Annotated in this window: 22 protein-coding genes and 2 pseudogenes; 3 read left to right on the top strand and 21 right to left on the bottom strand. The window is 61.2% G+C overall.

The features are described from left to right. Positions 1 to 55: 55 nt before the first annotated feature. From K2184_RS02040 to K2184_RS02015, 6 genes and pseudogenes are all read right to left on the bottom strand, one after another. Positions 56 to 826, bottom strand: a complete 771-nt coding sequence (locus tag K2184_RS02040; protein ID WP_004102835.1) for a basic amino acid ABC transporter substrate-binding protein — start codon at positions 824 to 826, stop codon at positions 56 to 58. A gap of 95 nt (positions 827 to 921) precedes the next feature. Continuing rightward, complete coding sequence (locus tag K2184_RS02035; RefSeq protein WP_163525489.1) at positions 922 to 1,821, bottom strand: MurR/RpiR family transcriptional regulator; 900 nt, start codon at positions 1,819 to 1,821, stop codon at positions 922 to 924. Beyond that, a pseudogene (locus tag K2184_RS02030) lies at positions 1,818 to 2,791 on the bottom strand (ABC transporter substrate-binding protein); the annotation flags it as partial. The pseudogene K2184_RS02030 and the gene K2184_RS02035, both read right to left, overlap by 4 nt. Continuing rightward, positions 2,782 to 3,834, bottom strand: a complete 1,053-nt coding sequence (locus K2184_RS02025; RefSeq protein WP_016807768.1) for a FecCD family ABC transporter permease — start codon at positions 3,832 to 3,834, stop codon at positions 2,782 to 2,784. The gene K2184_RS02025 and the pseudogene K2184_RS02030, both read right to left, overlap by 10 nt. Then, on the bottom strand, positions 3,831 to 4,856 hold the full coding sequence (locus K2184_RS02020) for a FecCD family ABC transporter permease (protein ID WP_004102841.1): 1,026 nt from the start codon (positions 4,854 to 4,856) through the stop codon (positions 3,831 to 3,833). The genes K2184_RS02025 and K2184_RS02020 overlap by 4 nt, the downstream gene beginning before the upstream one ends. Next, the gene (locus tag K2184_RS02015) at positions 4,853 to 5,674 is read right to left on the bottom strand and encodes an ABC transporter ATP-binding protein (protein WP_004102842.1); all 822 of its coding nucleotides are present in this window, start codon (positions 5,672 to 5,674) and stop codon (positions 4,853 to 4,855) included. The genes K2184_RS02020 and K2184_RS02015 overlap by 4 nt, the downstream gene beginning before the upstream one ends. A 557-nt stretch (positions 5,675 to 6,231) precedes the next feature. Between K2184_RS02015 and K2184_RS02010 the strand changes: the two genes are divergently transcribed. After that, positions 6,232 to 8,253: a TonB-dependent siderophore receptor gene (locus K2184_RS02010; RefSeq protein ID WP_133497425.1), complete on the top strand. Its 2,022-nt coding sequence runs from the start codon at positions 6,232 to 6,234 to the stop codon at positions 8,251 to 8,253. 146 nt (positions 8,254 to 8,399) lie between these two features. Here K2184_RS02010 and K2184_RS02005 read toward each other — a convergent pair whose 3' ends face one another. The 7 genes and pseudogenes from K2184_RS02005 to K2184_RS01975 all read right to left on the bottom strand — a co-directional run bounded on the left by K2184_RS02005 (position 8,400) and on the right by K2184_RS01975 (position 15,450). Continuing rightward, positions 8,400 to 9,188 (bottom strand): ABC transporter ATP-binding protein, encoded by a 789-nt coding sequence (locus K2184_RS02005; protein ID WP_004102846.1) that lies wholly within the window; start codon positions 9,186 to 9,188, stop codon positions 8,400 to 8,402. Next, positions 9,182 to 10,177, bottom strand: a complete 996-nt coding sequence (locus tag K2184_RS02000) for an ABC transporter permease (RefSeq protein WP_163525493.1) — start codon at positions 10,175 to 10,177, stop codon at positions 9,182 to 9,184. Before K2184_RS02000 ends, K2184_RS02005 begins: the two co-directional genes overlap by 7 nt. After that, positions 10,158 to 11,195: an ABC transporter substrate-binding protein gene (locus K2184_RS01995; RefSeq protein WP_032728373.1), complete on the bottom strand. Its 1,038-nt coding sequence runs from the start codon at positions 11,193 to 11,195 to the stop codon at positions 10,158 to 10,160. The genes K2184_RS02000 and K2184_RS01995 overlap by 20 nt, the downstream gene beginning before the upstream one ends. Then, positions 11,192 to 12,166, bottom strand: a complete 975-nt coding sequence (locus K2184_RS01990) for an ABC transporter substrate-binding protein (protein ID WP_163525495.1) — start codon at positions 12,164 to 12,166, stop codon at positions 11,192 to 11,194. The genes K2184_RS01995 and K2184_RS01990 overlap by 4 nt, the downstream gene beginning before the upstream one ends. An 11-nt stretch (positions 12,167 to 12,177) precedes the next feature. Then, on the bottom strand, positions 12,178 to 13,329 hold the full coding sequence (locus K2184_RS01985; protein WP_032728375.1) for an acyl-CoA dehydrogenase family protein: 1,152 nt from the start codon (positions 13,327 to 13,329) through the stop codon (positions 12,178 to 12,180). Then, positions 13,307 to 14,411: pseudogene (locus K2184_RS01980) on the bottom strand (LLM class flavin-dependent oxidoreductase). Before K2184_RS01980 ends, K2184_RS01985 begins: the two are co-directional and overlap by 23 nt. Positions 14,412 to 14,556: 145 nt before the next feature. After that, positions 14,557 to 15,450, bottom strand: a complete 894-nt coding sequence (locus K2184_RS01975; protein ID WP_004102856.1) for a LysR family transcriptional regulator — start codon at positions 15,448 to 15,450, stop codon at positions 14,557 to 14,559. A gap of 107 nt (positions 15,451 to 15,557) precedes the next feature. On the opposite strand from K2184_RS01975, the gene K2184_RS01970 reads away from it, so the two are divergent. Further along, the gene (locus K2184_RS01970) at positions 15,558 to 16,154 is read left to right on the top strand and encodes a cysteine dioxygenase (RefSeq protein ID WP_004102858.1); all 597 of its coding nucleotides are present in this window, start codon (positions 15,558 to 15,560) and stop codon (positions 16,152 to 16,154) included. A gap of 1 nt (position 16,155) precedes the next feature. Further along, on the top strand, positions 16,156 to 17,736 hold the full coding sequence (locus tag K2184_RS01965; RefSeq protein ID WP_017145710.1) for a rhodanese homology domain-containing protein: 1,581 nt from the start codon (positions 16,156 to 16,158) through the stop codon (positions 17,734 to 17,736). A 304-nt stretch (positions 17,737 to 18,040) separates the two neighbouring features. On the opposite strand, the gene K2184_RS01960 is transcribed toward K2184_RS01965, so the two are convergent. From K2184_RS01960 to mhpB, 8 genes are all read right to left on the bottom strand, one after another. Continuing rightward, positions 18,041 to 19,444 carry a CBM96 family carbohydrate-binding protein gene (locus K2184_RS01960; protein WP_017145709.1) on the bottom strand — a complete coding sequence of 468 codons (1,404 nt, stop codon included), beginning with the start codon at positions 19,442 to 19,444 and terminating at the stop codon, positions 18,041 to 18,043. A gap of 80 nt (positions 19,445 to 19,524) precedes the next feature. Then, entirely contained in the window at positions 19,525 to 20,262 is a 738-nt protein-coding gene (locus K2184_RS01955; protein ID WP_049128009.1) for a polyphenol oxidase family protein, read from the bottom strand. A gap of 184 nt (positions 20,263 to 20,446) precedes the next feature. Beyond that, positions 20,447 to 21,643, bottom strand: coding sequence for a 3-(3-hydroxy-phenyl)propionate transporter MhpT (mhpT, locus tag K2184_RS01950; RefSeq protein WP_439237696.1), 1,197 nt, complete (start codon positions 21,641 to 21,643; stop codon positions 20,447 to 20,449). Between the two features lie 74 nt (positions 21,644 to 21,717). Beyond that, positions 21,718 to 22,734, bottom strand: a complete 1,017-nt coding sequence (gene mhpE, locus K2184_RS01945) for a 4-hydroxy-2-oxovalerate aldolase (RefSeq protein ID WP_004113563.1) — start codon at positions 22,732 to 22,734, stop codon at positions 21,718 to 21,720. After that, positions 22,731 to 23,681 (bottom strand): acetaldehyde dehydrogenase, encoded by a 951-nt coding sequence (mhpF, locus tag K2184_RS01940; protein WP_004113566.1) that lies wholly within the window; start codon positions 23,679 to 23,681, stop codon positions 22,731 to 22,733. Before mhpF ends, mhpE begins: the two co-directional genes overlap by 4 nt. Beyond that, positions 23,674 to 24,480 carry a 2-keto-4-pentenoate hydratase gene (gene mhpD, locus K2184_RS01935; RefSeq protein WP_163525718.1) on the bottom strand — a complete coding sequence of 269 codons (807 nt, stop codon included), beginning with the start codon at positions 24,478 to 24,480 and terminating at the stop codon, positions 23,674 to 23,676. The genes mhpF and mhpD overlap by 8 nt, the downstream gene beginning before the upstream one ends. 9 nt (positions 24,481 to 24,489) lie before the next feature. Beyond that, positions 24,490 to 25,356 carry a 2-hydroxy-6-oxonona-2,4-dienedioate hydrolase gene (mhpC, locus tag K2184_RS01930; protein WP_004113570.1) on the bottom strand — a complete coding sequence of 289 codons (867 nt, stop codon included), beginning with the start codon at positions 25,354 to 25,356 and terminating at the stop codon, positions 24,490 to 24,492. A gap of 17 nt (positions 25,357 to 25,373) precedes the next feature. Continuing rightward, on the bottom strand, positions 25,374 to 26,318 hold the full coding sequence (gene mhpB / locus K2184_RS01925; RefSeq protein ID WP_004102884.1) for a 2,3-dihydroxyphenylpropionate/2,3-dihydroxicinnamic acid 1,2-dioxygenase: 945 nt from the start codon (positions 26,316 to 26,318) through the stop codon (positions 25,374 to 25,376). Between the last annotated feature and the right edge of the window lies 1 nt (position 26,319).

Below are 26,319 nucleotides of genomic sequence, written 5' to 3'. Positions count from 1 at the left end.
CTAAAAAATACGGCTATCGCCAGTGTCGATAGCCGTGATGAAAACAAAAATCGAATTATTGCTGCGCTGGCAGTGTCGGAACGTTCTCGTCGAACCAGGTTTTATAGATTTTGGCGTAAGTGCCGTCAGCGACGATCTTCTGTAAACCGGCGTTTATTTTCGCCTGCAGCTCGCTGTTGCCTTTGGCCACCGCGATGCCGAAATACTGGCGCTCAAATTTGGCATCCGGCACCAGCTTGAACTGCTTCTCGGGGTGCTGCTTAATGTAATATTTCACCACGCCGACGTCGCCGACCGCGGCGCTTACGCCGTCTTCAAACAGCTCCTGCAGCATCAGCGGGGTATTATCAAAACGCTTGATTGACGTGCTGTTCTTACCCAGCACCTCGGAAACCACAATATCGCCGGTGCTGGAGTTCACCACGCCGACTTTCTCATTTTTCAGCGCCTCAAGGGAGGTGACTTTCGAATCCGCCGGCACGACGATGGACTGCTCGGCCGGGAAATAAGGGGCGGAGAAATCCACCATTTGCTTACGCTTATCGGTGATGGTGATCCCGGAAATAATAATGTCGCGATCGCCGGTACTGAGGGTGGCGAAGATCCCTTCCCACGGCGTATTGACCAGTTTGATATCAAAGCCTTCCGCTTTGGCGATCGCTTTAATGATATCGATATCAAAACCTTCCAGCTGTTTTTGGCTGTTCTCAAATTCAAACGGGCGATAGGTGCCGCCGGAGCCCACCACATACGTTTGCTGAGCCGCCTGAGCGGTGCCGATCATTGCTGCCACCAGGCAACATGCTTTCATCCAGTTCTTAACCATGACAACTCCGTTTTATGCATTAATTTTGCATAAAAATACACACAGTCAGCATGGCATGCAACCGGAAACCTTCCCGACGGTAAATTATCTGTCGTTTAGCTTCGTTTACCGCCGGATTTACCAATAGCCCGATGCAATTCATTGATCCGCTTCATCGATTTCACCGTTTTTTGCGGCGCGGTGGAGGCGACCGACAGCACAATCATCTCCAGGCATACCAGCACCGTACCGTGCAGCGGCACCCGACCATTATCGCCGCCGCGCGGCACCTCAATCACCACCTGCGCCTCCTGGCTAAAGCGGGAATCCACCGCCTGGGTCAGCAAAATCGTCGGTATTCCCAGTCGCCGGGCCTCGCGCAGGGTCGTCATCCCCTCCCGGTGCGGCGACTTTTGCCCCATCATAATCAGCACGTCGCCGCGCTGCAGGCCGATCAACTGCTCGGCGAGGCTAAACCCGGTGCGGTTCATCACGTACGAAGGCAGACCGATGCGGCTCAGCAGCCGGGCGGTATATTCCGCCAGAATGCCCGAGGCGCCGATCCCGAAAATCCCCACCTGGCGGGCGTCGGTCAGCAGCACCACCGCCTGGGCCACCGCCGCACGGTTGGCGGGGCGCGACAGCACTTCGCAGGCCCGCTGATGCCCGTCCAGCACGAAATCGATGCTCGAATTGACGTCGCTGGACAAGGCGCTCACCGTGGAGATCATTTTTTCCGACGAGGTCGCCGACGGGCCGAACCAGCGCTCCATGGTCTGCTTCAGCTCCCGCAGGCCGGCGAAGCCGAGCGCCTGGATGGCGCGCACCACCGTGGCGTCCGAGGTATTCGTCGCGGCGGCGATTTCCATAGCCGTGCGCTCCAGCACCGCTTCCCGGTTTTCGTTGATATAGCTCACCACCGCCAGCAAACGTGGCGACAGTTGATGCGCGCGAGCGCGAAAACGTTCACCGAACAGGTCCACCCGTCCCTTCTCTCTTTTAACCACCGTTTTCATTGCAATCCCTCGGGCAAAGGACGACCGGCAATGTGCGACTGCACCTGGGCGACCATCAGCGACAGCGCGGCGTAGGAGTTAGAGATAACCTCCTCGCGCGGCAGCAGAATATAGCGCCCGGTGCGGCAGGCGCGCATAAAGTCGCACCAGCCGGGCATCACGCTCTCCATCGCCTGCAGCTCATCCTGCGGCCTGCCGCCGGTATCGGAACGCCAGGTGGCAAATACGAAATCGGCGTCCAGCGCCGGTAGCTGCTCGGCGCTGACGTCAATACGCTGGCCATCGGGGATGTTGTCGATCAGCAGCGGAAAGCGAAATCCGGCATCGCGCAGCACGCGGCCCAGCGTATGATAAGAGTGATGCACGGTAACCTTGCCGTTGTTGGCCTGAATCACCGAAACCACGATTTTTTGCGTGTCCACAATCGACTTCAGCTGGGCAATCTGCGCCTGATAGCGGCGTTCGAGAATCAATAACCGCGGCTGGGTGCCGGTGAGCTGCGCCAGCTTGCTATAGATGCGCGGCGCGCTGCCCTGCAGGTGGTCGATGCTGACCGTCGGCGCAATCTTCTCCAGCTGCTCCACCGAAACGTGGCGGCTGGGCTCGGTAATAATCAGGTCCGGTTTCGCCGCGGCTACCGCCTCGAGATCGATATCCGCCGTGCCGATAAACCGAATGGCGCTGTTATCAAAATCAACGCCGGTCAGCTGAGCGCTGGCGCGTAAAAAGTGGCTGCCGTCCGGACGCGTCCGGCCATGGCTGGCCACCGGCGGGACGCCAAGCTCAATCAGCGGGATGGTGATATCCAGATCGTGCATCGACACAATGCGCTGCGGATGTCGTGGAACGGTGACCGTGCGACCTAAGTCATCGGTAAAGGTTTGCGTATCGGCGGCCGAGGCGACGCCCGCCAGCAGCACCAGCAGAGAAACGAACCAACGCATAGCGATCCTTTTTGATTTACAGGGCGTCACGACGACGCCAGAGCAGAACGATAAAAAACGGGCAACCGACCAGAGCGATGACGATCCCAGCGGGGATCTGCAGCGGCGCGAACGCCAGTCGGCCAATGGTATCGGTGACTAACACCAGCAGCGCGCCAATTAACGCGCTGCCGCAGAGCAGCGCCACCTGGCCGCCGCGCAGCAGAAAACGCGCCATATGCGGCGCCATCAGGCCAACAAAGCCAAGGCTACCGACGCAGGAGACGCTGGCGGAGGTGAGCAGCACCGGCGCGAAAAAGCGCAACAGGGTGAGCTGCTGCAGACGTACGCCGAGGCCGATGGCCGTGCGGTCGCCGAGCAGCGCCACATCGGCGGCCCTGGCGGTCAAAAAAAGGATCATCGCCCCGGGCAGCGCCCAGCAGAAGGCAACGACCAACAGCGGCCAGGTCGCCGCGTGCAAACTCCCCGCCAGCCAGATCATCGCCGTTTGTACATCGCGCACGTCGGCGGTGGTCATAAAAATACCGACCGCCGCCGCCAGCGTCCACGACACGCCGATGCCAATGAGAATAAAGCGCGGGCGCGAACAATCGCGGGCCAGCGCCAGAACCAGCAGCGCCACCAGCACGCCGCCGAGCATTCCCGCCAGCGGCCGCCAGACCAGGCCCACCGCCGGGAAGAACAGCACCAGCGCCAGGACGACAATGCTGGCCCCCTCCTTCACCCCGATAAGCCCGGGATCCGCCAGACCGTTGCGGGTAATGCTCTGCATCGCCGCGCCGGCCAGACCGAGCATCGCCCCGCACAGCAGCGCCATAAACAGCCTCGGCAGGCGGATATCAAACAGAATAAATCGCTGCTGTTCGCCCACGTTTTCCCCACCCAGCAGCGCATGGAACAGGGTACCGGAGGACATCGGGAAACTGCCGCGGGTCAGGCCAAACAGCGCCAGCAGCAGGATGACGAGCAGCGCAACAGCGGCGATGTTTAATGCCGCGGGCCGCAGCAGAATGTGCCAGCGGCCGCAGGTCAGCGGCCGAAAGCCGGCGCGACGGACGGCATTTTTCATTTAAAAAACCTCGCGGCGATAACAATAAACACCGGCGCCCCCACCAGCGCGGTCATTGCGCCGGTCGCCAGCTCCTGGGGGGCCGCCAGCGTGCGGGCGGCGATATCCGCCAGCAGCAGCACCAGGGCGCCAACCGGAGCGGCCAGCGGCAGCGCCAGGCGAATATCTTCGCTAATCAGCCGGCGCACCGCGTGGGGGACCACCAGCCCGACAAAGCCGATCGGCCCGGCCACCGCCACCGCGGAGCCGCACAATAGCGCAATGGCGGCCAGCCCCAGCAGGCGGGTCTGAACGATTTTCACCCCCAGCCCCAGCGCGACCTTATCGCCCAGCGCCAGCACGTTCAGACGCGGGGCAATGATCAGCGCGATCGTCAGCCCCGCCAGCGCCGGAAGTAGCGCAGCGCGCAGCGTTTGCCAGTTCAGCCCGGCAAGATCGCCCGCCAGCCAGGTACGCATCGCCAGTAGCGTTTGTTCATCGAGGATCAGAATCGCCGCCGTCACCGCCGAGGCAAAGGCCGACAGCGCCACCCCGCACAGGGTAATGCGCAGCGGCGTGACGCCACCGCGACCGGACGACGACAGCAGCATCACGCCGCCAAACAGCAGCGCCGCGCCGCAGGCGGCGGTCAGCGGCCTGGCTAACGCGACGCCGCCGAGGCTGATCCCCAGCGCCGATGTCGCCACCACCGCCAGCGAAGCGCCGGCGTTAAGACCGAGAATATGCGGCTCACCCAGCGGATTGCGGATCACGGTTTGCAGCAGCAGGCCCGCCACGCCGAGCGCCGCGCCGGTGAGCAGCGCCGCCGCGAGACGTACCAGACGTAAATCAACGATAATTCGGTGGTCAAAATTGCGCGGATCGTAATGGAACAGCGCCTGCAACACCGTTTGCGGGGCAATCCAGCGCGCGCCGAGCCCGAGATGCACCAGCGAGCCGCCCAGCAGCAGCAGGCTCAGCAATACCAGCGCCAGCCGGGGCCGGGATTGTCGGCGCTGAAGCAGCAGCGCGGAGGCGCTCATAAAGCTTTCTCCTCACGAGCGCGGAACGGCATAAAAAAGGGCTTGCCGGTCTGCGGGTTGAGCGACATCTGAACGTCCACGTCAAAGACGTTTTTGATCAGCTCCGGCGTGCAGATTTCCTGTTCATTAATCACCCCGGCGATCTGCCCTTTTTTGAGAAATACCAGCAGGTCGGCGTAGTTCACCGCAAAGTTCAGGTCGTGCAGGACGGTCACCACGGTGCGGCCGTGTTCGCGGGTTAAAGTTTGCAGCAGTTCGAGGATATCGACCTGATAGCGCAGATCGAGCCAGGTAGTAGGTTCATCCAGCAGAATCGTCGCCGTTTGCTGAGCGAGGGCCATTGCGATCCAGCAGCGCTGGCGCTGGCCGCCGGAGAGGCTATCCACCGGTAAATGAGCGAATTCTGCGGTGCCGGTGAGCCGTAGCGCCTCTTCCACCGCCCGTTCATCGGCTTGCGACCATTGCCGCATCAGCCCCTGCCACGGATAGCGCCCGCGCGAAACCAGTTCAAAAACCGTCAGCCCCTCCGGGGTCAGCGGCGATTGCGGCAGAATGCCCAGCCGACGGGAAACCTCCCGGGTCGGCATCTGGTGAATCACCTCGCCGTCCAGACGTACGCAGCCCCCCAGCGGCTTGAGCATCCGGGCGATAGTCGACAGCAGTGTCGATTTACCCGAACCGTTGGCGCCGGCCAGAACGGTCATTTTCCCGTGAGGAATGGTGAGATGAATATTGTCGATAATTAACGTCTGGCCATATCCGGCCGACAGGGAATCAAGGACGATTCCCTGCTCTGCAGGCAACACCCGCTGTGGCATAACTCGCTCCCGCGCCGCAACGGCGTGGCGTCGGGCCCGCGCGTTCCGCACTCAAACATAAATAAATCTCATTCTCTTTTGATCATGCGGTGGATGAATGTAGTAGTCAAGACCCTATTACCGCGTCTGGCTTCACGCTTTATCACCTCCGCGTCAATGACCAGGTAAAAAATTTATTATCAATAAAAACAAGAAAATAAACGCTTATCATCGCGTCAGATCGCCGCTAAATGATTGATTATTCATTTCGCCGATTTTTTATCTTACATAACGTTTACTACTACATTTCTTCGTGTTTGAATGATTCTCAATTACATATCTGGCGCGCGTTACGGCGTAAAAAACAGCCAGGTTTATTTTCCAGGGCAATGATTTTATTGGCTTTACCTCACCGCAAAGGCGAGGTTCGTTCACGAGAAACAACAATGACTCCATTAAATGTCCCTTCTTCGGCATTAAAAGGGCGTGCGCTTTTTTCACTGATTTTTTTCACCTCACCGGGATTATTGGCAGCGGTTAATAGCGCCGATACAACAAAAAAAACCGCCGACGAGACCATGACGGTCGTGGCCGACGGCAGCAAGCAAAACGCCACTAACGGTTATCAGCCGGTCAATACGTCAACCGCTACCCTGACCTCCATGCCGATGCTGGATATTCCTCAGGTCGTCAATACTGTCAGCGAACAGGTGCTGCAGGATCAGCACGCGACGAACCTCGATGAAGCGCTGTATAACGTCGCCAACGTGGTGCAAACCAATACCCTCGGCGGAACCCAGGATGCCTTTACCCGCCGCGGCTTCGGCGCTAACCGCGATGGTTCAATCATGACCAACGGCTTGCGCACCGTACTGCCGCGCAGTTTTACCGCCGCCACCGAACGCGTCGAAGTGCTTAAAGGCCCGGCCTCAACGCTGTACGGTATTCTCGACCCCGGCGGATTAATCAACGTGGTGACCAAACGCCCGGAGCGCACTTTTGGCGGCTCTGTTTCCGCCACCTCCACCAGCTTTGGCGGCGGTACCGGCCGATTTGACGTCACCGGCCCCATTGACGGGACGCCGCTGGCGTATCGGGTTATTGGCGAATATCAGCATGAAGATTACTGGCGTAATTTCGGCAAAGAGAAGAGCAGCTTTATTAACCCCTCTCTGACCTGGTTCGGCGAGCGGGCGACGGTGAACGTGTCATATTCGCACCGTAACTACAGTACTCCCTTCGATCGCGGCACCATCTTCGATCTGAACACCGGTCATGCGGTGAACGTCGATCGTAAAACCCGTTTTGATGAACCGTTTAATATTACCGACGGTTATTCCGATCTCGCGCAGCTGAATGCCGAATACCGTCTCAGCGACGCCTGGACCGCCCGCTTCGACTACAGCTACAGCCAGGATCATTACAACGACGATCAGGCCCGGGTAATGGCCTACGACTCAGCGACCGGCAACCTGACCCGCCGCGTCGATGCCACACACGGTTCAACCCAGAAAATGCACTCTTCGCGAGCGGATTTACAGGGTAACGTGGTTATTGGCGGCTTTTACAACGAGATCCTCACTGGTCTGGCCTATGAGAATTACGATCTGCTGCGCACCGATATGATCCGCTGTAAGAACGTCAAGGGTTTCAATATCTATAATCCGGTCTACGGTACTGTTGGCAAATGCTCCAGCGCTTCGGCATCCGACAGCGACCAGCGCATTCAGCAGGAGAGCTACGCGGGCTACGTTCAGGACGCGCTCTATCTTACCGATAAATGGATTGCCGTTGCCGGAGTGCGCTATCAGTATTACACCCAGTACGCCGGTAAGGGCCGCCCGTTTAACGTCAATACCGACAGCAGCGACCAAAAATGGACGCCGAAAGCGGGCCTGGTTTATAAGCTGACGCCGTCCGTTTCGTTGTTCGGTAACGTAGCGCAGTCGTTTATGCCGCAGTCCTCTATCGCCAGCTATATCGGCAACCTGCCGCCGGAAGAGTCCACGGCGTACGAGCTGGGCGCAAAGTTTGAGCTGTTCAACGGCGTCACCGCCAATATTGCGCTGTTTGATATTGATAAGCGCAACGTTCTCTACACGGAATCCGTGGGTGATGAAACCGTGGCGAAAACCGCCGGTAAGGTGCGCTCTCGCGGCGTCGAAGTTGACGTGGCCGGATCTTTGACCGATAACCTGAGCGTCATCGCCAGCTACGGCTATACCGATGCGAAGGTCACCGACGATCCGGATTACAAAGGCAAACCGCTGCCGAACGTGCCGAAACACACCGGTTCGCTGTTCCTGAGCTATGACATTCATAACGTCTACGACAGCAATACGCTGACGGTGGGCGGCGGCGGTCGCGCGGTGAGCAAACGTTCCGGGACCAACGGCGCGGATTATTATCTGCAGGGCTATGCGGTGGCGGATGTGTTTGCCGCCTATAAGATGAAGCTACAATATCCGGTCACCCTGCAGGTTAACGTGAAGAACCTGTTCGATAAGACCTATTACACCTCCTCCATCGGCACCAATAACCTCGGTAACCAGATCGGCGATCCGCGGGAAGTGCAGTTTACGGTGAAGATGGATTTTTAAGCCTCATCCCTGTCCCGGATCGCGGCGCGCGGCGCCTTATCCGGGCTACCACACCATAGCCCGGGCAAGGCGCGGCCCTACCGCGCCGCTCCCGGGACTACCCGCCGAACGGTCAGAATGAGCACGCCCCCGGTTAGCACGTTGCCTTACCAATCCTCTCCCTGGCCAAGAATACGCAGAATATCCTGACGATGCTGCAGCAGCAGCGGATTGTCGCGATGGCGAGGATACGCCAGCGGCAGCGCAAACTCGGCGATAATCCGCCCCGGCCGAGGCGACATGATTAACACCCGATCGCACAGTAGCAGCGCCTCTTCGATATCGTGAGTGACCAGCAGGCTGGTATAGCCCTGCTGCTGCCACAGGGCGATCAGCTCCCGCTGCATGCTGATGCGGGTAAGCGAATCCAGCTTGCCCAACGGTTCGTCGAGCAGCAGCAGACGCGGTTCATTCAGCAGCGCGCGCGCCAGCGCCGCACGCTGCGCCATCCCGCCGGAAAGCTGGCGCGGCAACGCCTCACTAAACGCCTGCAGACCCATTCGCGCAATCAGCGCATCGGCTTTTGGCTCAAGCCCCTTTTTCCCCTGCGCCTGCGGCCCCAGCAGCACGTTTTGCCGCACCGTCAGCCACGGATAAAGGGTCGGGTCCTGAAACACCAGTATTCGCTCGGGCCCTGGCCCGCCCATCGCCGCCTCATCAATCTGAATTTGCCCGGCCTGCTGCGGCTCCAGTCCCGCCAGCAGCCGCAGCAGAGTGGATTTACCGCAGCCTGAAGGACCGAGCAGCGCGACGCTTTCTCCGGGCCGCAGCTGCAGGCTGATATTCTCCAGCACCGGCACCGTCCGTTTGCCGAGGGTAAAAGCATGATGCAGATGGCTTATCGACACCGCCGCGCCGGTCGATGCCGCCTGAGAAGTGGCGTTCGCGGTTACCATTGCATCCCTCCCCGCTGCCAGCTCAGCAGCCGGTCGCGCACCATAAACAGCCCGCTAATCAGGCCGGAGCAAAGCAGCGCCATCACCAGCAGCGCCGCGTACATATTGGGATAGGCCGCCCAGCCCTGCGCCCACTGCAGATAAAAGCCGATCCCGGATTTCACGCCGACCATTTCGGCGACAATCAGCACCGAAAACGACGCGCCCAGCCCCATAAACAGGCCGACAAAAACGTTCGGCAACGCGGCGGGGATCGCCACGCGCAGGATCAGGAAACGCTGGCTGGCGCCCAGGGTGCGCGCCACGTCATACCACGCCTTATCGATGCCGATAACCCCGGACCAGGTCAGCACGGTCACCGGGAACCAGGTGCTGAGCGCGATCAGAAACACGCTGGCGCCAAAGCTGGAAGGGAAGATAAACAGGCACAGCGGCAGCAGCGCGGTGGACGGCACCGGCCCCAGCAGACGTAACACCGGATGCACCCAGTAGCCGATCCGCTGGGACCAGCCGATCGCCAGCCCGCTGATAAAACCGCAACTGGTGCCCAGCAGCACCCCGAGCCCGAGCAGCCCCAGCGAATGCAGAAGGCTATCGAGCAGGCGCGGCCAGTCATCGTGCAGCACCTCAATCAGCGCCTGCGGCGGTGCGAAAAACGGCACCGGCAAAAATGCCGTCTTTGCCGTCAGCCCTTCCCACAGCGCAAAGAGCAGCGGCAGCAGCGCCAGCCACTTTCCGGCATGCTGCAGACGCGTCCCCCGCAGCCGCCAGTAGCGGTAGCTCAGCGCCAGCACCAGCAGCCCGCCGCCGAGGGTGAACTGCGCCAGCGCCCACCCTTCGCTAAACGGCCAGCGCCGCCCGGCATCGGGCCAGGCCAGCGTATACAAGCCGCCCAGCAGCCACAGCGCGGCGGCCAGCCAGCCTTCCGTCCACCGCGGCCTGCCGCTTGCCGGGCGCGCCAGCGCCCGTTCAGGCGAAAACGTTGACATAAATGCTCTCCGCAAACTGATGGGGATCGGTTCCCGGTTTAATGACCTGCACCCGCTGAAGATCCACCGCGTACTGGGTCAGCTCTTTAACAAACGCTTCGCCCACTGCGTGATGACCGTGCCCCTGGCCGTGGAGAATGCCGCTGACCTCCGCCTCATTGGTATTCAGCGCATGGGCGAGGAAGGATTGCGCCACGCTCTCCGGGTGCGCGGCGGCATAGCTGTGCGCCTCAAGAATCGCCTGGGTGAGCGCGGCGGCGGCCGGTTTATGATCGCGCGCCAGGCTACCGCTGACCCCCAGTACGCAGCAGCTCAGCCTGGCATAATCGCCGGTCATATTGCTGGCGATAAGCTGATATTTACCGGTTGCCAGCAGGCGATAGCTGAAAGGTTCGCTGCCGCTGATGGCGGCGATTTCGCGTTTATCCAGCGCCACGCTGAGCAAATCTGCCGGATAGACTTTCCACTGCACATCGCTTATCGGATCGATACCGTGGCGCTTAAGCAAGATGGCGAAGAAGTTTTTATCCGGCCCGGCCATATCGGTGACGCCGATGGTTTGCCCCTTCAGGCTCTCCAGGCCGCCGAACGGCGAGTTTTTCGCCGTCAGCAGGTTCAGGCAGCCGCCGTGGGTTCCGGCGGTGAGCTTCACGTCGAAGCCCTGCTCCAGCGCCTTCAGCCAGCGCAGCGCCATCCCGACGCCAGCATCGGCCTTGCCGGTGGCAATCGCCTCCAGCAGCACGTCCGTCGAGTTGCCGAAGTTAACGAACTCCACGTCGAGATTGTATTTACTGAAGATCTTCTGCTGCTCGGCGACGGCGACTGGCGCCAGGCACACCGCGCTTTTGTTAATCGCCAGCTTGATTTTGTACGGCTGCGCCAGGCGCAGGGCCGGGTGTTCCTCACCGCTCGCCATGGCCGCCATATCGTGAGCCCAAAGCGGCAGGGATGCGCCGGCCAGCGCAAGGCTGCCGGTCAAGCGTAAGAAACGACGGCGGGAAAAAGCAGAGGTTATCATGGCGTCGCCTCCGCATGGGCCTGCGCGGCAGGCACGCTAAAGCCGTTATCAAACGTCGGCGTCACCTCCAGCTTAGCGCGGATCAGCCCGTTGGCGAGATAAAAATCCGCCGTCGACTGCTGCTGGGCGACCGTCTTCGCGTTCAGAGGCTGCCACTGCGACTGGCGATTGGCAAACTGCGCGCGGGCGATATCCGCCGGGAAGCGAATAATCTCCCCCAGGGTTTTACCGTAGCTATCGAGATTGGCATACGCCCAGCGCTCGGCGCCGGCCAGGCGATTGAGGTAATCCTGCAGCGCCGCGCGCTTCTGCGGGTCCTTCAGGGCATCATCGGTTGCCGCCAGGAAGGTGTTGCCCGGCAGCAACCCTTTGCCGCTGACCAGGATCTGCCCCTCGGCGGTCTTCACCAGCTGCGTGGTGTACGGCTCCCAGGCCGCCCAGGCATCAACCGAACCGTTGAGCAGCGCCACTTTGGCGTCCACCGGACCGAGAAACACCCACTGCACATCCTTTGGCGAAATTCCCGCCTGCTCCAGCGCTTTCAGCGCCACAAAGTGGCCAATCGATCCTTTACCGGTAGCGATGCGTTTGCCTTTTAAATCCGCGGCGCTTTTCAACGCGCTGCCGGGCGAGACCAGCACCGCGGTGCCGGCCGGGTTGCTTTTATCGACGGCGATGGCTTTAACCGGCGCGCCGTTAGCCAGCGCGAACAGCAGCGGCGCATCGCCGATTATCCCCGCATCCACCGCCCCGGCGTTAAGCGCTTCCGCCAGCGGCGCGGCGGCCGGAAACTCGGCCCATTTAATCTCATATGGGAGATTCTGCAGGGCGTTGGCGGCCTCCAGCTGCGAACGCATGCCGCCTTTTTGATCGGCAATTCGCAGGGTGATTCGCTCCTGAGCCGCCGCATAGCCGCTGAGGACCAGCAGTATGATCGCGCCGCCTAAAGCGGTAACATTAAATCTGCGCATGAGAATTATCCTTATTTTTGAAAAGCGTGTTTGCCGGCCGCCAGCCACGCGCTGTCGCTCTGCGGGGTGTGTACCCGTCCGCACAGCACGTTACGATAGTGGCGTTCCAGAGGATTTTGCCGACTCAGGCCATGGTTGCCGGTGAGCTCCAGCGCCAGGTTTACCGCCTGAATGGCGTTGTCGGTAATCGTGACTTTCGCGAGATTCGCCTCAAAGGCGGAAAAGCCCAGCTGCGCGGCCTTTTCCAGCAGACTGCGATTGACCAGTAGCCAGCCGTCAATCTGGCCGACTTTTTCCTGCACCCGCGGCAGGCTGGAAAGCGGTTGCCCAAGGCTCCCCGGGATACGCGTACCCAGCCAGGACACCAGCCAGTCGCGGGCCGCCCGCGCGATGCTGTCGTAAATTGCCGCCAGTAGCGCCGTGTGGCGGTTGGCAAACAGGCGAAACTGTTCAGCATCCGGCGCGGGAGGCGCATCGGCAGCCCATACATCCACCGCGTGATCGGCGGCCACCTGCACGTTGTTGAGCACCACTTCATGGCTGCCGGTTGCCCGCATTCCGCCGTGGTCCCAGCTTTTGACGACGCTAATACCGTCACTTTCGCGCGGCACCAGCCAGGTGCCGACCAGCGGCGGAGCGTCGTCGCTGCGGCCCCAGATGGCCAGCCAGCTCAGCCCCTCAATACCGGTGGTATAAATTTTATGGCCATTAATCTGCCACCCTTCCGCTTCCGCGCGGCGGGTCGCCACGGTTTGCGGCAGGCCGCCGCGCGCCGGGGAGCCCAGTTCCGGCTCCACGCGCAGGCTGTTGATCAATCCTCCCCGCTCAACGGCATCGTGAAAAACCCGTTGGCGCAGCGGCTCGGACCAGTTCTCGTTTTCCGCCAGCCGCAGATGATGCAGGTACTGCATGCAGACAATCAGCGCCGTCGCCGGTTCGCCCCAGGCAATAGCGGCAATCGCCTGCTGGAGCCTGGGAAGATCGGCACCTGCCCCGCCGTACTGCAGCGGTACGGCGAGGCTTAAAAAGCCGCGCTGGCGCAGACGGTCGATATTGTCGCGGGGAAAGTCGCCGCTGGCGTCGAGGCTGGCCGCCTGCTCCGCCATCAGGTGGCGAATCTCCGCGAGCCGTCGCGCCCACTCATCGGTAGCCGGATGTTTCACGATGCGCGCTCCGCCGCGGTGCGCAGGGCCGCTTTTTCGCGGGCGATCGGCAGCAGCGCTTTACCGTACTCCTGGGCATCGTTGAGCGGATCGAATCCGCGGATCAGGAAGTTGCGCACGCCGAGGTCGTAATAATCGAGCAGCGCGTCAGCAACCTGTTCCGGAGTCCCTACCAGCGCGGTAGAGTTGTGGCCGCCGCCCACCAGCTGCGCAATTCCGGTCCACAGACGTTTATCTACCACCTTGCCCTGCGCTGCGGTGGCCCGTAGACGCTGCGCCCCGACGCTGTCAGGCTTGGCTTTGAAGCCGTCCCCGCTCTGCGCCGCCCGTTCGGTGGCGACGTGCAGAATATGCTCGGCTTTTTCCCAGGCCTCAGCTTCGGTCGCGGCGATAATCGGCCGGAACGAGACGCTGAAGTCGATTTCTCGCTGATGTTTCGCCGCCTCGGCCCGCACGCGCTGGATGGTTTCCTCCGTTTGCGCCAGCGACTCGCCCCACAGAGCGAAAACATTGGCGTGCTTGCCGGCCACGGCGATAGCGGCTTCCGACGAGCCGCCGAAGTAGAGAGGGATATGCGGTTTTTGCAGCGGGCGTATCGCCGACCACGCCTGTTCCGCCTGATAAAAGTCATTGGCGATATCCACCGGCTGTTCGGCGGTCCACACCTTGCGGACGGTCTCAAGGAAGGCATCGGTACGCGCATAGCGCTGGTCGTGATCGAGATAATCGCCGTCGCGGCGTTGTTCGGCGTCATTGCCGCCGCTGATGATATGCACCGCCAGCCGTCCGCCCAGCAGATGTTCAAGGGTAGCGAACTTACGCGCGGCGAGGGTCGGCGAGACAAAACCGGGACGATGAGCCAACAGGAAGCCGATCTTTTGCGTCGACAGGCCCGCCAGCGCGGTCACCAGGAATCCGTCGGGTTGATCGGACCAGTGGCCCACCAGCAGGCGGTCAAACCCGGCGGCCTCGTGGGTTTGCGCGAAACGCACGATGTAATCGCGGTCAAAAATCGGACCGACCGGGGCGATGGTTTCCGACGACAGGCGGTGGCCGATCATGCCGAGAAATTGAATGCTCATGCAGAACTCCTTGTAGCAGGATAATGAGTGGGCCGCCGCGGCGGCGCGTTTTCATTACCCTATACACGGGCTCTTAATGAACAAAATGCATTTTTATCATATCTTAATATGCGAGATAAGCATTTATAAAAATTATATATACGTTTCAGCCAGATACGTTTAGCTGCTGAACGACTTTGCCGGCGAAAAAAGTCAGCGGCTGGCTCAGATTAGCCAGATTCTGCGCGTGAACCAGCCACAGATGCACCTCGGGCTGGAAATCCGCCAGCGTCAATATTGTCACCTCATCGCGCCACGGGCTGGCGGCCAGCGCGGCGCGCGGGACCAGGCCAAGCCCCAGCCCTTGCGCCACGAGGCTGATTTGCAGCTGAGCGCCGGCGGTCTCAACATTCAGCGCCAGACGCAGCCCCTGGGACTGCAGCTCGCGAATCAGCCCGGCCCGCAGGCCGCAGCCGTCGGGATTAAGCACCCAGCCTTTTTCCGCGCAGTCGCGCAGCGCCCCGGCGTGAAGACGCCAGCTTTTGGCCGCAATCACCGCAATATCCAGCGGGCACAGCAAGCGCCCGCCGTAGCCCTCAGCAAAGCGTTGCTGTTCCGGCCCCATCGCCAGCACGCCGTCCAGCTCGACGCTTTCAAGGCGCTTTTGCAGCAGCCCGCTCCAGCCGCAGGTCACCTGCGGTCTCAGGGCGGGAAACTGCTGGCGCAGCGCGGTCAGCGCCGGCTGCAGCGCAATTTCCGCCACGCTCTGCGGAACCCCGAGACGCAGGATGCCGTGCGGCTCGGCCTCGGGGTCGAGCAGGCCGTACAGCTTTTTGGTCTCCCGCTTGATGCTCAGGCACTGCTCGTAAACCCGGTGCCCGGCGGCGGTCAGGGTGAGCGGCCGGGTCTGACGCTCAAGCAGCGTCACGTTGAGGGTTTGCTCCAGTCGCTGAAGTCGGCGGGTTATCGCCGATTGGGTAATACCGAGATATTCCGCGGCCTGATTAAGCGAGGAGAACTGCACGGTGGCCAGCAGTGCGTCAATGTCGTCGATGCGCATAGCGTCCTTAATGTGATTTTTGCATATTAATATATGCGGAAATTGCATTTTAATTATATTAACGCCTTTGCTAGCGTAAAGACCAGTCCCGACAACAGGAAGCGACCATGACCGCACCGCGAGTGGAAAAATTACGCCAGTTTATTCAGGACCTTGATGCCCTGCATCGCGAATTTGCCGATGAGCCAGCCCTGCTTGACGCCGTGGCTCAGCGCCTGGCCACGCTGGTAAAAAAAGATGACTGGCTGCCGGAAGAGTACACCCTGCCGCACCCCCACCATTATCAGCAGTATCTACTGCATGCCGATTCCGGACAGCGATTTTCCATCGTCAGCTTCGTCTGGGGGCCTGGGCAATCGACGCCGATTCACGATCATCGGGTGTGGGGCGCCATCGGCATGCTGCGCGGCGCGGAGGAGAATCAGCGCTACCGCCTGGACGAGCGCGGCCAGCCGGTGGTCAGCGGCGTTGCCGAACGCCTCTCCCCTGGTGAAGTAGAAAAAGTCTCTTCCCGCGATGGCGATATTCACCGGGTGAGCAACGCCCTCGCGGATAGCGTCTCGATCAGTATTCACGTTTACGGCGGCAATATCGGCGGCGTCAGGCGCGCGGTCTATACCCCGGAAGGCCTCGTCAAACCTTTTGTCTCCGGTTACTCCAATCGCCACTTGCCCAATATCTGGGATCTCTCAAAGGATAATTAATATGCCCATCTGTTCTTATCGCCCGACCGCTCAGCTGCGCCAGGCGCTGCTTGACGGCGCGGAGCTGGCGCTGATCGATGTTCGCGAAGAGGCCGACTTTGCCCGCAGCCATCCGCTGTTTGCCGCTAATCTGCCGCTCAGCAAACTGGAGCTGGATGTTTTTCGACGCGTGCCGCGCCTGACGACGCCGATTACCGTCTATGACGGCGGCGAAGGTCTGGCGGAGCGGGCCGTCGAGCGCCTGCAGAGCTGGGGTTATCAGGATGTCGCGCTGCTGGAAGGCGGCCTCTCGGGGTGGCAACGCAGCGGCGGGGAGCTGTTTCAGGACGTGAATTCGCCGAGTAAAGCGTTCGGCGAGCTGGTAGAGAGCGAGCGGCATACCCCCTCGCTGAGCGCCGGGGAAGTGAAGGCGCTGCTCGAGGGTCAACAGGAGGTGGTGGTCGTCGACGCGCGCCGTTTCGATGAGTATCACACCATGAATATTCCCGGCAGCATCAGCGTGCCCGGCGGGGAGCTGGCGCTGCGCATCGAGGGCCTGATTCCGTCACCGCAGGCGACGGTGATCGTCAACTGCGCGGGGCGCACGCGCAGTATTATCGGCACGCAGTCGCTGCGCAACGCCGGTTTGCCCAATCCGGTCTACGCGCTGCGCAACGGCACCATCGGCTGGACCTTAGCCGGGCTTGACCTTGAGCGCGGCCAGCAGCGCCGCTACGATGCCGATTTTCGCGCCTCAGTCGAACGCGCGACGGCGGTGAGACAGCTGGCGGAGCGCGCCGGCGTCGCCTTTATAGACACCGCAACCCTTCAGCGCTGGCTGCGGCAGCCCGCGCGTACGACTTACCTGTTTGACGTTCGCAGCCCGGAGGAGTACGCCGCAGGCCATCTGCCGCTGAGCGTTAGCGCGCCCGGCGGGCAGCTGGTGCAGGAAACCGACCATTTCGCCAGCGTGCGCGGAGCGCGGATTGTGCTGATTGCCGATGACGCGATACGCGCGCCGATAACGGCGTCCTGGCTGGCGCAGATGGGGTGGGAAGTGGCGGTGTTAAATGATGCGCGCCCTGAAGACTTTAGCGAGCGCGGTACCCCCGCGGCCAAAGTACCGCCGGGGCCGCAGGCGGAGGAGATTTCGCCACAGCAGTTAGCGGAACAGCTGCGGGTACCCGGCACCGTGGTGCTGGACTTCACCACCAGCGCCAACTATGTCGCCCGGCATATCCCGGGCGCTTACTGGCTGGTTCGTTCGCAGCTGCGCCAGGCGCTGGAGGTGATACCGCAAGGAGAACGTTACGTTGTCACCTGCGGCAGCAGCCTGCTGGCCCGCTACGCAGTGCCGGAGGTAGCGGCTTTAACCGGTAAACCGGTGCAGCTGCTGAGCGGCGGCACCCTGGCGTGGATTGATGCCGGACTGGCGTTGGAGCATGGCGAGACGCATCTGGCGACGCCGCGCAGCGATCGCTATCAGCGCCCATATGAAGGTACCGATAACTCCCCGGCGGCAATGCAGGCCTACCTCGACTGGGAGTTCGGCCTGGTTGAACAGCTGGCGCGCGATGGTACGCACGGGTTTACGGTATTGTGATTTCCCCCGCTCGCGCTGCGCTTAGCGGGGCTACGGGCCCCTGTACTCTGCTCCCGGGGGCGGCGCAAAGCGCCTGCCCGGGCTACAGGTTTACTGCCATCTGCCATCCCGTAGCCCGGACAGATGCGCAGCATCGCCTCCGGGAAATTATGCCGCACTGTTCTCTGCTCCCGGGGGCGGCGCTAAGCGCCTGCCCGGGCTACAGGTTCACCGCCATCTGCCATCCTGTAGCCCGGACAGATGCGCAGCATCGCCTCCGGGAGATTATGCCGCACTGCACTCTGCTCCCGGGGTATAGCCACGATCAGGTCTCCGGCGTATTTTTAAAACCCATCAGCATCAGCATCGGCTCCTGCTGCGACCCCGCGGGATCGAAATGATAGCGGTTGCCCTGACGGTCTCCGCCGATATACCACGAGATCTCGGTTTTGCCCTCAGCCAGCGCCTTGCGCACCGCTTTATCAACATCGATCGTCCGGTATTCACGCTTTGAATTAAGATACAAAACCCCATCAGAGCTGTAGTTGCAGGACGGACGATGATTCCAGGTCACGCTGTTTGCGCTCCAGTCGTTGCTCGCCGGATAGAGGAAAATCTGATCCGCGCCGTTGGTTTCCACTTTTCCACCGTAGATCCGCAACTGATATTTAAACAGCGAAGCGTCCTGACCCTGCGGCAGCGGCGGGATCGGGAATTTCACCAGCGTCATGGTTTCCGGGTTATGCGTGCGCCCGCCGTTTTTCCAGTTATCGCTGACCACCAGATTTTCCGGAGCGGCATGGGTCACCGTCGGCTCGGTGCTGTCCACCAGCGCGTTCTCCTCTACCGTGGAGAAGCCATAAGGCACCGCGCTACCGCAGTCGATCCCCTTATTCATGCAGCGCTCGGTCATATAGTGCGCTGCCTCAACCGTCCAGCCGTTCATGAAATCCGCGTGCGCCGTATAGATGCTGCCCCAGCGCTCTTGACGCTTGTCGCCGTCCATGACCGGATCCATTGAAAGCTGAATTTTTGCCGTATCCAGCGTTTTTATCTGCGGCAGAACATATGCCACGTTCATGTTTACGGTCGGAATTTTCACCGGGTAATCGCCTGGACAGGCGCCATTGACGTCGTATGTCGCGTTACTGTGGCCGTGCGTCGGTTTCAGGTTGACGCCATCCCAGCAGTTGGGGAACTGGATACCGATATTAAACTGTACCGCATCCCCCGCTTTGCGCAGCCCGCAAATCTGATCGGCCTTATTGGTATAGCCATTGCCGTTGGCGCAGAGAAAGGTAATGCGCGAACTGGGAGCAGAACCGTGATGATCGCCCGCCAGCAGTTCGAGACCGGCCGGGAACGGATGCAGCGGATGCTGTTCGACTTTGCTGGTCTGGTAGTAGGTTTTTTGATAGGCCGGCGCGACCACCTGACCGTCCGGCAGCTTCAGCGATGGCGCCCAGTAGGCGGAGCTGTCGGCTTTGTTATCGCAGGTGGTTTCCGGCTGGTCGCGCAGCGTCTGATAGGTCGACACTGCGTCAGTATGGGTGTTGCCAAAAAAATCATGCCACATAGCCTGATTCGGTTTGCCGAACATCATAATGGCGTCATCGCCCAACGTATGGTGATAAGCGCAGACCACGTGGGCCTGCGGGCCGGCATGAGCAGAAAACGCGCCGGCGGCCAGCAGCGGCGCAAGAGTTAAAGCGAACGGGTTCAATTTCATTTTGCAATCCTCCTTGTTTGAAGGAGTGCAGAGATAGCAAACGCCCGCCGATGTTACACATCATCAAATATCATTTCGTCTCATCGGCCCGCACTATCAGGTTCGCGCATGATCCATGAGTACTGAAATGACTTCGGCGCCGGGAAATGCGTGCGCCGACGAAACGACCCCAGCAGCTGCGGCGTGCAGTAGGTACAGCTCCCCAGCCACTCCATGTTTTCTTCCGGCAACCCCGCGCTGCGCAGCAGGAGATGGGCAAAGGCCCGCAGATCGAACCAGACATTGTCGTCAGCGGTCGCTTGCGCCTGCTCCCCCACTGACGCCGCCTGATGGGACAGGAAGAGCTGCTCCCGATGGCGCTTTGCCAGCTCGCCTGCGGGCATTGCCAGCAGAGCCTGATAGAAGTCGGCGGTGACTTCGTAGCAGCAGGCGTGAATATGCGGCCCGCTCACCACCACCAGATCTTGCGGGGCGACGTGATAACGCTGAAACAACGCCAGGCTATTTTCAATAATTCCGCTGGCCGCGCCGCGCCAGCCTGCGTGGACGCTACAAATATAGCGCCCATCGCGCGACGCCATCAGCAGCGGCAGACAGTCGGCGGTCACTACCCCTATCTTTTGTCCGCTGACGGCGGTAAACATCGCATCGGCATGGGGTCGCTCCGCCTGCGGCGCCAGATACTCATGCACGATGTTGCTGTGAACCAGTTTAACCGGCGCCATTTCGCTATAGGGAAAGGCGGCGGTTTCATGGACGTCGAGAAAGGCATACCGGATGCCGGGGATAGTGCTCAGTAAGCGGGAGGTAAAAGACATGATGCCCGGAAGAATCAATGGATGATGATTTAACCTATGCCAAAGTAGAGAGATGCGCAAGGCGAAGGACAGCGCCCCGGCTCGCGCTGCGCTTAGCCGGGCTACAAGCAACAAACTGCTGCGGGCCGGTAGCCCGGGCAAGGCGCGGGTTTACCGCGCCGTCCCCGGGAATAAACGAAAATGCTCAGGCCAGCGCGGCGCGCTTTTGTCGGCTCATCAGCCAGAACACCGCCACGCCCGCCAGCAGAATGCCGGGGGCGGACGCCGCCATCACCCCGACGGTGCCGGTGCCCAGCGCCAGCATTTTGCCAGCCAGCAGCGGACCGCTCATCGCGCCGAGACGGCCAATCGCCACCGCCGTTCCCACGCCCGTGGCGCGGATTTCGGTGCGATAGAACAGCGGAGCCAGCGCATACAGCACGCTCTGGCCGCCGGTGGCAAACAGGCCGGCGACAAAGCCGGAGAAGAGCATTGCGGTCAGCGAGGACGCGGTTCCCAGGGCCAGCAGCGACGCCAGCATGCCGATATAAATTAGCAGCGACATCCATAGCGGACTGAGCTTATCCATCAGCGCCCCCAGCAGCAACGTCCCGCAGGCGGCGCCGAACTGCAGGACAAACATCACCCCCGCCGCCTCGCTGGGGCTGAATCCCTGGCCAACTAACAGCATCGGCAGCCAGTTGATCAACATATAGACCACCAGCAGCGTAAAGAAATAGCACAACCACAGGAGCAGAGTAACGGCGGCGTTGCCCGGCGCAAGGAGCGTGCGTAGCGGCACACCCTGTGCGCTGCGCCGAAACGCCTGCGATTCCGGCAGCCAGCGCATCAATAATGGCACCAGCAGCAGCGGAACGATACCGCCGACCCAGAACACCGTTTGCCAGGCCGCGGCAAGGCCGAAAAAGCCCAGCGCCGCCGCCAGCGCCGCGCCGATGGGCACGCCGCAGTACATCAGGCTGACCGCCCTGCCGCGAAAACGAGGACCCGCAGCCTCGGAGGTTAAAGCAATCAGATTCGGCAGCGCCGCGCCAAGCCCGACGCCGGTTAACAGGCGCGCCAGCAGCAGCGTCGGATAATTCCATGCCAGCGCGGTGGCGATTGAGAACAGGCCGAAGAGCAGCACCGAGCCGAGCAGAATTCGCTTGCGGCCGTAGCGATCCGCCAGCATGCCGCCCACCAGCACGCCGGGCAGCAGGCCGAGGATCCCGGCGCTGAAAATCCAGCCCATCTGCATTTTATCCAGCGCGAACGCCTGCGCCATGCCGACGGCGGCGATGCCCGCCGCCTGGAGATCCAGCCCTTCCATCAGGGCCACCATAAAACAGAGCCCGACGGTTAACATCAGGCGCGAATTGCTTGCAGTCGTTGTTTGGGTCATAGGGTACCTTTGCGATATCCGGACAAGCGGAGCAGGTAAATGGCGGCTGATACGTTGCCAGCCGCGCGTTGCTTTTATTGATGACGATTGAGCAGGTCCAGCGCGACGTCGACGATCATATCCTCCTGACCGCCCACCATCCGCCGTTTGCCCAGTTCGACGAGGATATCCACCGCGCTCAGGCCGTAGCGCTCGGCGGCCACTTCGCTGTGGCGCAGAAAGCTGGAGTAAACCCCGGCATAGCCCAGCGCCAGCGTTTCGCGGTCAACCCGCACAGGGCGATCCTGCAGCGGGCGCACCAGCTCATCGGCGGCGTTCATCAGGGCATACAGATCGGTGCCATGATTCCAGCTGAGCTTATCGGCGGCGGCGATAAACACCTCCAGCGGCGCGTTGCCCGCACCGGCGCCCATCCCCGCCAGGCTGGCGTCGATGCGGTCGCAGCCCTCTTCCACCGCGGCGATGGAGTTGGCGACGCCGAGGCTCAGGTTATGGTGTGCGTGCATCCCGGTGGCGGTTTCCGGCTTCAGCACCGATTTGAGGGCGCGGAAACGATCGCGAATATCGCGCATATTCATCGCCCCGCCGGAATCGACAACGTAGATACAGGTCGCGCCGTAGGATTCCATTTTCAGCGCCTGCTGCGCCAGCTGCTCCGGAGTGGTCATATGGCTCATCATCAGGAAGCCGACGGTGTCCATGCCCAGCTCGCGGGCGAAGGCGATATGCTGCGCGGAAACATCCGCCTCGGTGCAGTGGGTGGCCACGCGCACAACCCGCGCGCCTGCCTGATACGCATTTTTCAGGTCATGCAGGGTACCGATGCCGGGAAGCAGTAAAGTCGCGATCTTCGCCTGGCTGACCGACTCCGCCGCCGCTTCAATCCACTGCAGGTCGCTGTGCGCGCCGAAGCCGTAGTTAAAGCTGGAACCCTGCAGGCCGTCGCCGTGGGCTACTTCGATTGAATCCACTCCCGCGCTATCCAGCGCCCGGGCAATCTGGCGTACATTGTCGAGTGAGTATTGATGGCGAATCGCGTGCATCCCGTCGCGCAGAGTCACGTCGGAGATATAGAGTTTTTTGCCGTTCATGCTGCTTCTCCCGTCGCGTCATTCAGCGCCTGGGCCATTTTTTCCGCCGTCGCCAGCGCCGCCGACGTCATAATATCGAGGTTACCCGCGTAAGCGGGCAGATAGTGCGCCGCCCCTTCGACCTCGAGGTAAACCGCCGTTTTCAGGCCGGAGAAGCGGCCGACGCCCGGCAGATTCACCGGTTTATCTTCCGGGATGACCTCAAACTGCACCTGCTGCTTCAGGCGATATCCCGGCACATAGGCCTGCACCGCCGCCGCCATCTCGGCGATCGACGCGGCAACCGCCTGCTGCGATGCCGCTTCGCTCAGGACATAAACGGTATCGCGCATCATCAGCGGCGGCTCCGCCGGATTCAGCACGATAATCGCTTTGCCTTTCGCCGCGCCGCCCACTTTCTCAATGGCCTGCGAGGTGGTTTCGGTAAATTCATCAATGTTAGCGCGCGTCCCCGGTCCGGCAGATTTGCTGGCAATCGAGGCGACGATCTCCGCATAGTGCACTTTTGCCACTCTGGATACCGCCGCCACCATCGGGATAGTGGCCTGGCCGCCGCAGGTCACCATATTGACGTTACCCTCGGCAAGATTGGCCTCGAGATTGACCACCGGCACGCAGTACGGGCCGATGGCCGCTGGGGTCAGGTCGATCACGCGGATCCCCGGTTTGGCTTCCCGCAACGCGGCGTCGTTTTTCACGTGCGCCCCGGCGCTGGTGGCGTCAAAAACCACATCGATATCGGCGAATTCCGCCATCTGCATCAGCCCGCCAACGCCCTCGTGGGTGGTGGCGATGCCCATACGCCGGGCGCGGGCCAGGCCGTCAGACTCAGGGTCGATGCCGACCATCACCGCCATCTCCAGGTGCTGCCCGTGGCGCAGAATTTTGATCATTAAATCGGTGCCGATATTGCCGGAGCCGATAATGGCGACTTTACGTTTACTCATTACGCTGTTCCTCTTCGGCGACAAAGGTCGCCGCCACTGAACCTAAACCGTCGATATGGGCGATAAAACGATCGCCGGCGGTAATCGCCACCATCGGGCCTAACGCTCCGGTGAGCACGATATCGCCCGCCCGCAGCGGCTCGCCGAGGCTGGCCATTTTGCGCGCCAGCCACACCGCCGCGTTCAGCGGATGGCCAAGGCATTCGCTGCCGCGCCCGCTGGAGACCTCTTCCTCGTTACGGGTCATGCGCATCACGCAATGTTTCAGATCCAGCCCATCCGGACGCCGCGCCGGACTGCCCAAAACGTAAACGCCGCAGGAGGCGTTATCGGCGACCGTATCGACAAAGCCAATCGACCAGTCGCGGATACGGCTGCCGACCACTTCCAGCGCCGGCAGCACCCAGTCGATGGCGGCGTACAGTTCATCAAAAGTGGTATCGGCATGCGGCAGATCCTGTTTCAGCACCAGGGCGATTTCGGCTTCCACCTTCGGCTGCAGCACCCGGGAGAACGGCACATTGGCGTTATCGCCGTAGCACATGTCGGCAAACAGGGTGCCGAAGTCCGGCTGGTCAACGCCCAGCTGCTGCTGCACTTTAGGATGGGTCAATCCCACCTTGCGTCCCACCACCCGGCGGCCGTTCGCCACGTGGTGCTGCACGTTCATCCGCTGGATAGCATAGGCCGCTTCGGCGTTGTCGACGCCGAGGAGAGCTCGCAGCGGTTCAATCGCCCGGCCGCGACTTTCCGCCTCAAGCAACCGTTGCGCCAGGTGTTCAAGAGATAAAGTTGTCATTCTGCTTCCTCAGGCACGTGCCAGAAAATCGAGCACCAGCTGGTTAAAACTCTCCGCGTGCTCCCACTGCGCCCAGTGGCCGCAGTCGCGATAGATATGCAGTTCGGAACCGTTAATGCCCGCCAGCAGGCGCAGCCCGGCGTCCATCGGCACGAAGCGATCGTTACGCCCCCAGACGATCAGGGTCTGCGCGCGGATTTCGCCGAGACGCGGGCTAAAGTCCGGGAACTGCTTCGGGTTGGCTTCGAGACTTTTGACGAAATTATCCAGATGCTCCCGGCGCGATAGCATGTTGTTGAGACGCGCGTCGAACAGGGCGTCAGTCAGATCGCGGGTATCGAAAACAAAGATGTTCATCATCTTTTTCAGGTTTTCGATGGTCGGTTCGCGATACAGGCCGTTCAGCAGCTTGATGCCTTCCGTCGGCATCGGCGTAAACAGGCTCATGCCGCCGGTTCCGCCGCCCATCAGCACCAGTTTGCCGACGCGCTCCGGCCAGCTGAGGGTAAAGGCCACCGCGCTGTGTCCGCCCATCGAGTTGCCCAGCAAATGCACATTGCTGATATCCAGCTGATCAATGACGCTTTTCAGCACCCGGGCGTTCAGGTCGGAGCGGGAGCCGCGATTGACGATAGCATCGCTTTTCCCCCAACCGGGGCAGTCCAGCAGAATGACCCGATAGCCCGCCTCCACCAGCGGGTCGATATTGCGGCTAAAGTTGGCCCAGCCGGTAGCTCCGGGGCCGGAGCCGTGCAGCATCACCACGGTTTCGTCACCCTGGCCGCAGTCATTAAAATGGATGCGTAATGTTTCTCCGCCCTCTTCCACGTTGAGAAAGCGGCTGGTGGCGGCTTCGGTTTGCGGTTGGTAGCTCATCATATTCTCCCGTTAATTCAGTTCTGCACTGTGGCGCTCAGCGAGCCAAACCCGGCAATCCACTCGGGGATTGGTCGGTAATAGCGACCTTCGCAGCGCCAGCGGCCAAATGCGGATAGCGCGGCAAAGGCGGCCACCCAGGTTTTAATTTCGTGCGTTGATTTCCCGGCCATTGCCGAAAGCTCTTCGTTACTGACGGCGTCCAGCTCCGCCAGCCGCCCCTGCTCCAGCAGGCTCATGAAGCGGGTATCCCAGACCGGATTGAGCGGATAGAGCGAGTGCTGATCCTCGATAAACTGCTTCGCCGCGCTAATCACGCGCTGCTGGCGCAGTTCCCGTTCGTCCGGCGGCAGCTGCCTGCCGCTGCCCAGCAGCCGGTCGCGCATATGGGCATCGGCCTTCGCCAGCTCCGGTACCGGCGGCTGATGCGACAGGCCGCCGGAGCCGAGGATTAATACCCGTTTATTGAGGGTGGTCAGAAAGCGGCCGATGGCTTCGCCCAGCATGCGGGTACGCTGAAAGCCCGGCAGCGGCGACGCGACGCCGTTGATAAACACCGGCAGAACCGGCAGCGTATCCAGCCCGCCGAGCAGGAACTCCAGCGGTTGCGCGAAGCCGTGATCCACCTGCATGCAGTAGGAGACCGCCAGATCGATGCCCTCCTTCATCACCGCGTGGGCGCAGGCCTCCGCCAGCGCCGTCGGCACCGGCAGAACGCCGCTGGCGCTGCTGAAATCGCCGATAGAAGTTGCGCCGATGCCTAAACAGAACGGCGGCATCACATCGTAGAAAAAGCCGTTGTAGTGATCGGGGGCAAACAGCACCACCAGCTCCGGATCGAAAGCGGCAATACGCGCCCGCGCGTCGGCAATGGTGCCGTTAACTTCGTCCAGCACCGCCTGTTCCGGGTCAACGTAACCCACCAGCGGCGTATGCGAGAGGCAATGAAGATAAGCGTTCATA

The sequence above is a fragment of the Klebsiella sp. K5-306 genome (assembly GCF_051835185.1).
In the GTDB taxonomy this organism is placed as follows: Bacteria; Pseudomonadota; Gammaproteobacteria; order Enterobacterales; family Enterobacteriaceae; genus Klebsiella; species Klebsiella oxytoca.
The sequence above is the reverse complement of the archived record's forward strand: the minus strand, read 5'-3'. Positions and strand labels throughout refer to the sequence as shown.

Excerpts from the sequence above, each read along its gene's own strand:
- K2184_RS02040 (WP_004102835.1), bottom strand. The coding sequence starts at position 826 with ATGGTTAAGAACTGGATGAAAGCATGTTGCCTGGTGGCAGCAATGATC.
- K2184_RS02035 (WP_163525489.1), bottom strand. The coding sequence starts at position 1,821 with ATGAAAACGGTGGTTAAAAGAGAGAAGGGACGGGTGGACCTGTTCGGT.
- K2184_RS02025 (WP_016807768.1), bottom strand. The coding sequence starts at position 3,834 with ATGAAAAATGCCGTCCGTCGCGCCGGCTTTCGGCCGCTGACCTGCGGC.
- K2184_RS02020 (WP_004102841.1), bottom strand. The coding sequence starts at position 4,856 with ATGAGCGCCTCCGCGCTGCTGCTTCAGCGCCGACAATCCCGGCCCCGG.
- K2184_RS02015 (WP_004102842.1), bottom strand. The coding sequence starts at position 5,674 with ATGCCACAGCGGGTGTTGCCTGCAGAGCAGGGAATCGTCCTTGATTCC.
- K2184_RS02010 (WP_133497425.1), top strand. The coding sequence starts at position 6,232 with ATGACGGTCGTGGCCGACGGCAGCAAGCAAAACGCCACTAACGGTTAT.
- K2184_RS02005 (WP_004102846.1), bottom strand. The coding sequence starts at position 9,188 with ATGGTAACCGCGAACGCCACTTCTCAGGCGGCATCGACCGGCGCGGCG.
- K2184_RS02000 (WP_163525493.1), bottom strand. The coding sequence starts at position 10,177 with ATGTCAACGTTTTCGCCTGAACGGGCGCTGGCGCGCCCGGCAAGCGGC.
- K2184_RS01995 (WP_032728373.1), bottom strand. The coding sequence starts at position 11,195 with ATGATAACCTCTGCTTTTTCCCGCCGTCGTTTCTTACGCTTGACCGGC.
- K2184_RS01990 (WP_163525495.1), bottom strand. The coding sequence starts at position 12,166 with ATGCGCAGATTTAATGTTACCGCTTTAGGCGGCGCGATCATACTGCTG.
- K2184_RS01975 (WP_004102856.1), bottom strand. The coding sequence starts at position 15,450 with ATGCGCATCGACGACATTGACGCACTGCTGGCCACCGTGCAGTTCTCC.
- K2184_RS01970 (WP_004102858.1), top strand. The coding sequence starts at position 15,558 with ATGACCGCACCGCGAGTGGAAAAATTACGCCAGTTTATTCAGGACCTT.
- K2184_RS01965 (WP_017145710.1), top strand. The coding sequence starts at position 16,156 with ATGCCCATCTGTTCTTATCGCCCGACCGCTCAGCTGCGCCAGGCGCTG.
- K2184_RS01960 (WP_017145709.1), bottom strand. The coding sequence starts at position 19,444 with ATGAAATTGAACCCGTTCGCTTTAACTCTTGCGCCGCTGCTGGCCGCC.
- K2184_RS01955 (WP_049128009.1), bottom strand. The coding sequence starts at position 20,262 with ATGTCTTTTACCTCCCGCTTACTGAGCACTATCCCCGGCATCCGGTAT.
- mhpT (WP_439237696.1), bottom strand. The coding sequence starts at position 21,643 with ATGACCCAAACAACGACTGCAAGCAATTCGCGCCTGATGTTAACCGTC.
- mhpE (WP_004113563.1), bottom strand. The coding sequence starts at position 22,734 with ATGAACGGCAAAAAACTCTATATCTCCGACGTGACTCTGCGCGACGGG.
- mhpF (WP_004113566.1), bottom strand. The coding sequence starts at position 23,681 with ATGAGTAAACGTAAAGTCGCCATTATCGGCTCCGGCAATATCGGCACC.
- mhpD (WP_163525718.1), bottom strand. The coding sequence starts at position 24,480 with ATGACAACTTTATCTCTTGAACACCTGGCGCAACGGTTGCTTGAGGCG.
- mhpC (WP_004113570.1), bottom strand. The coding sequence starts at position 25,356 with ATGAGCTACCAACCGCAAACCGAAGCCGCCACCAGCCGCTTTCTCAAC.
- mhpB (WP_004102884.1), bottom strand. The coding sequence starts at position 26,318 with ATGAACGCTTATCTTCATTGCCTCTCGCATACGCCGCTGGTGGGTTAC.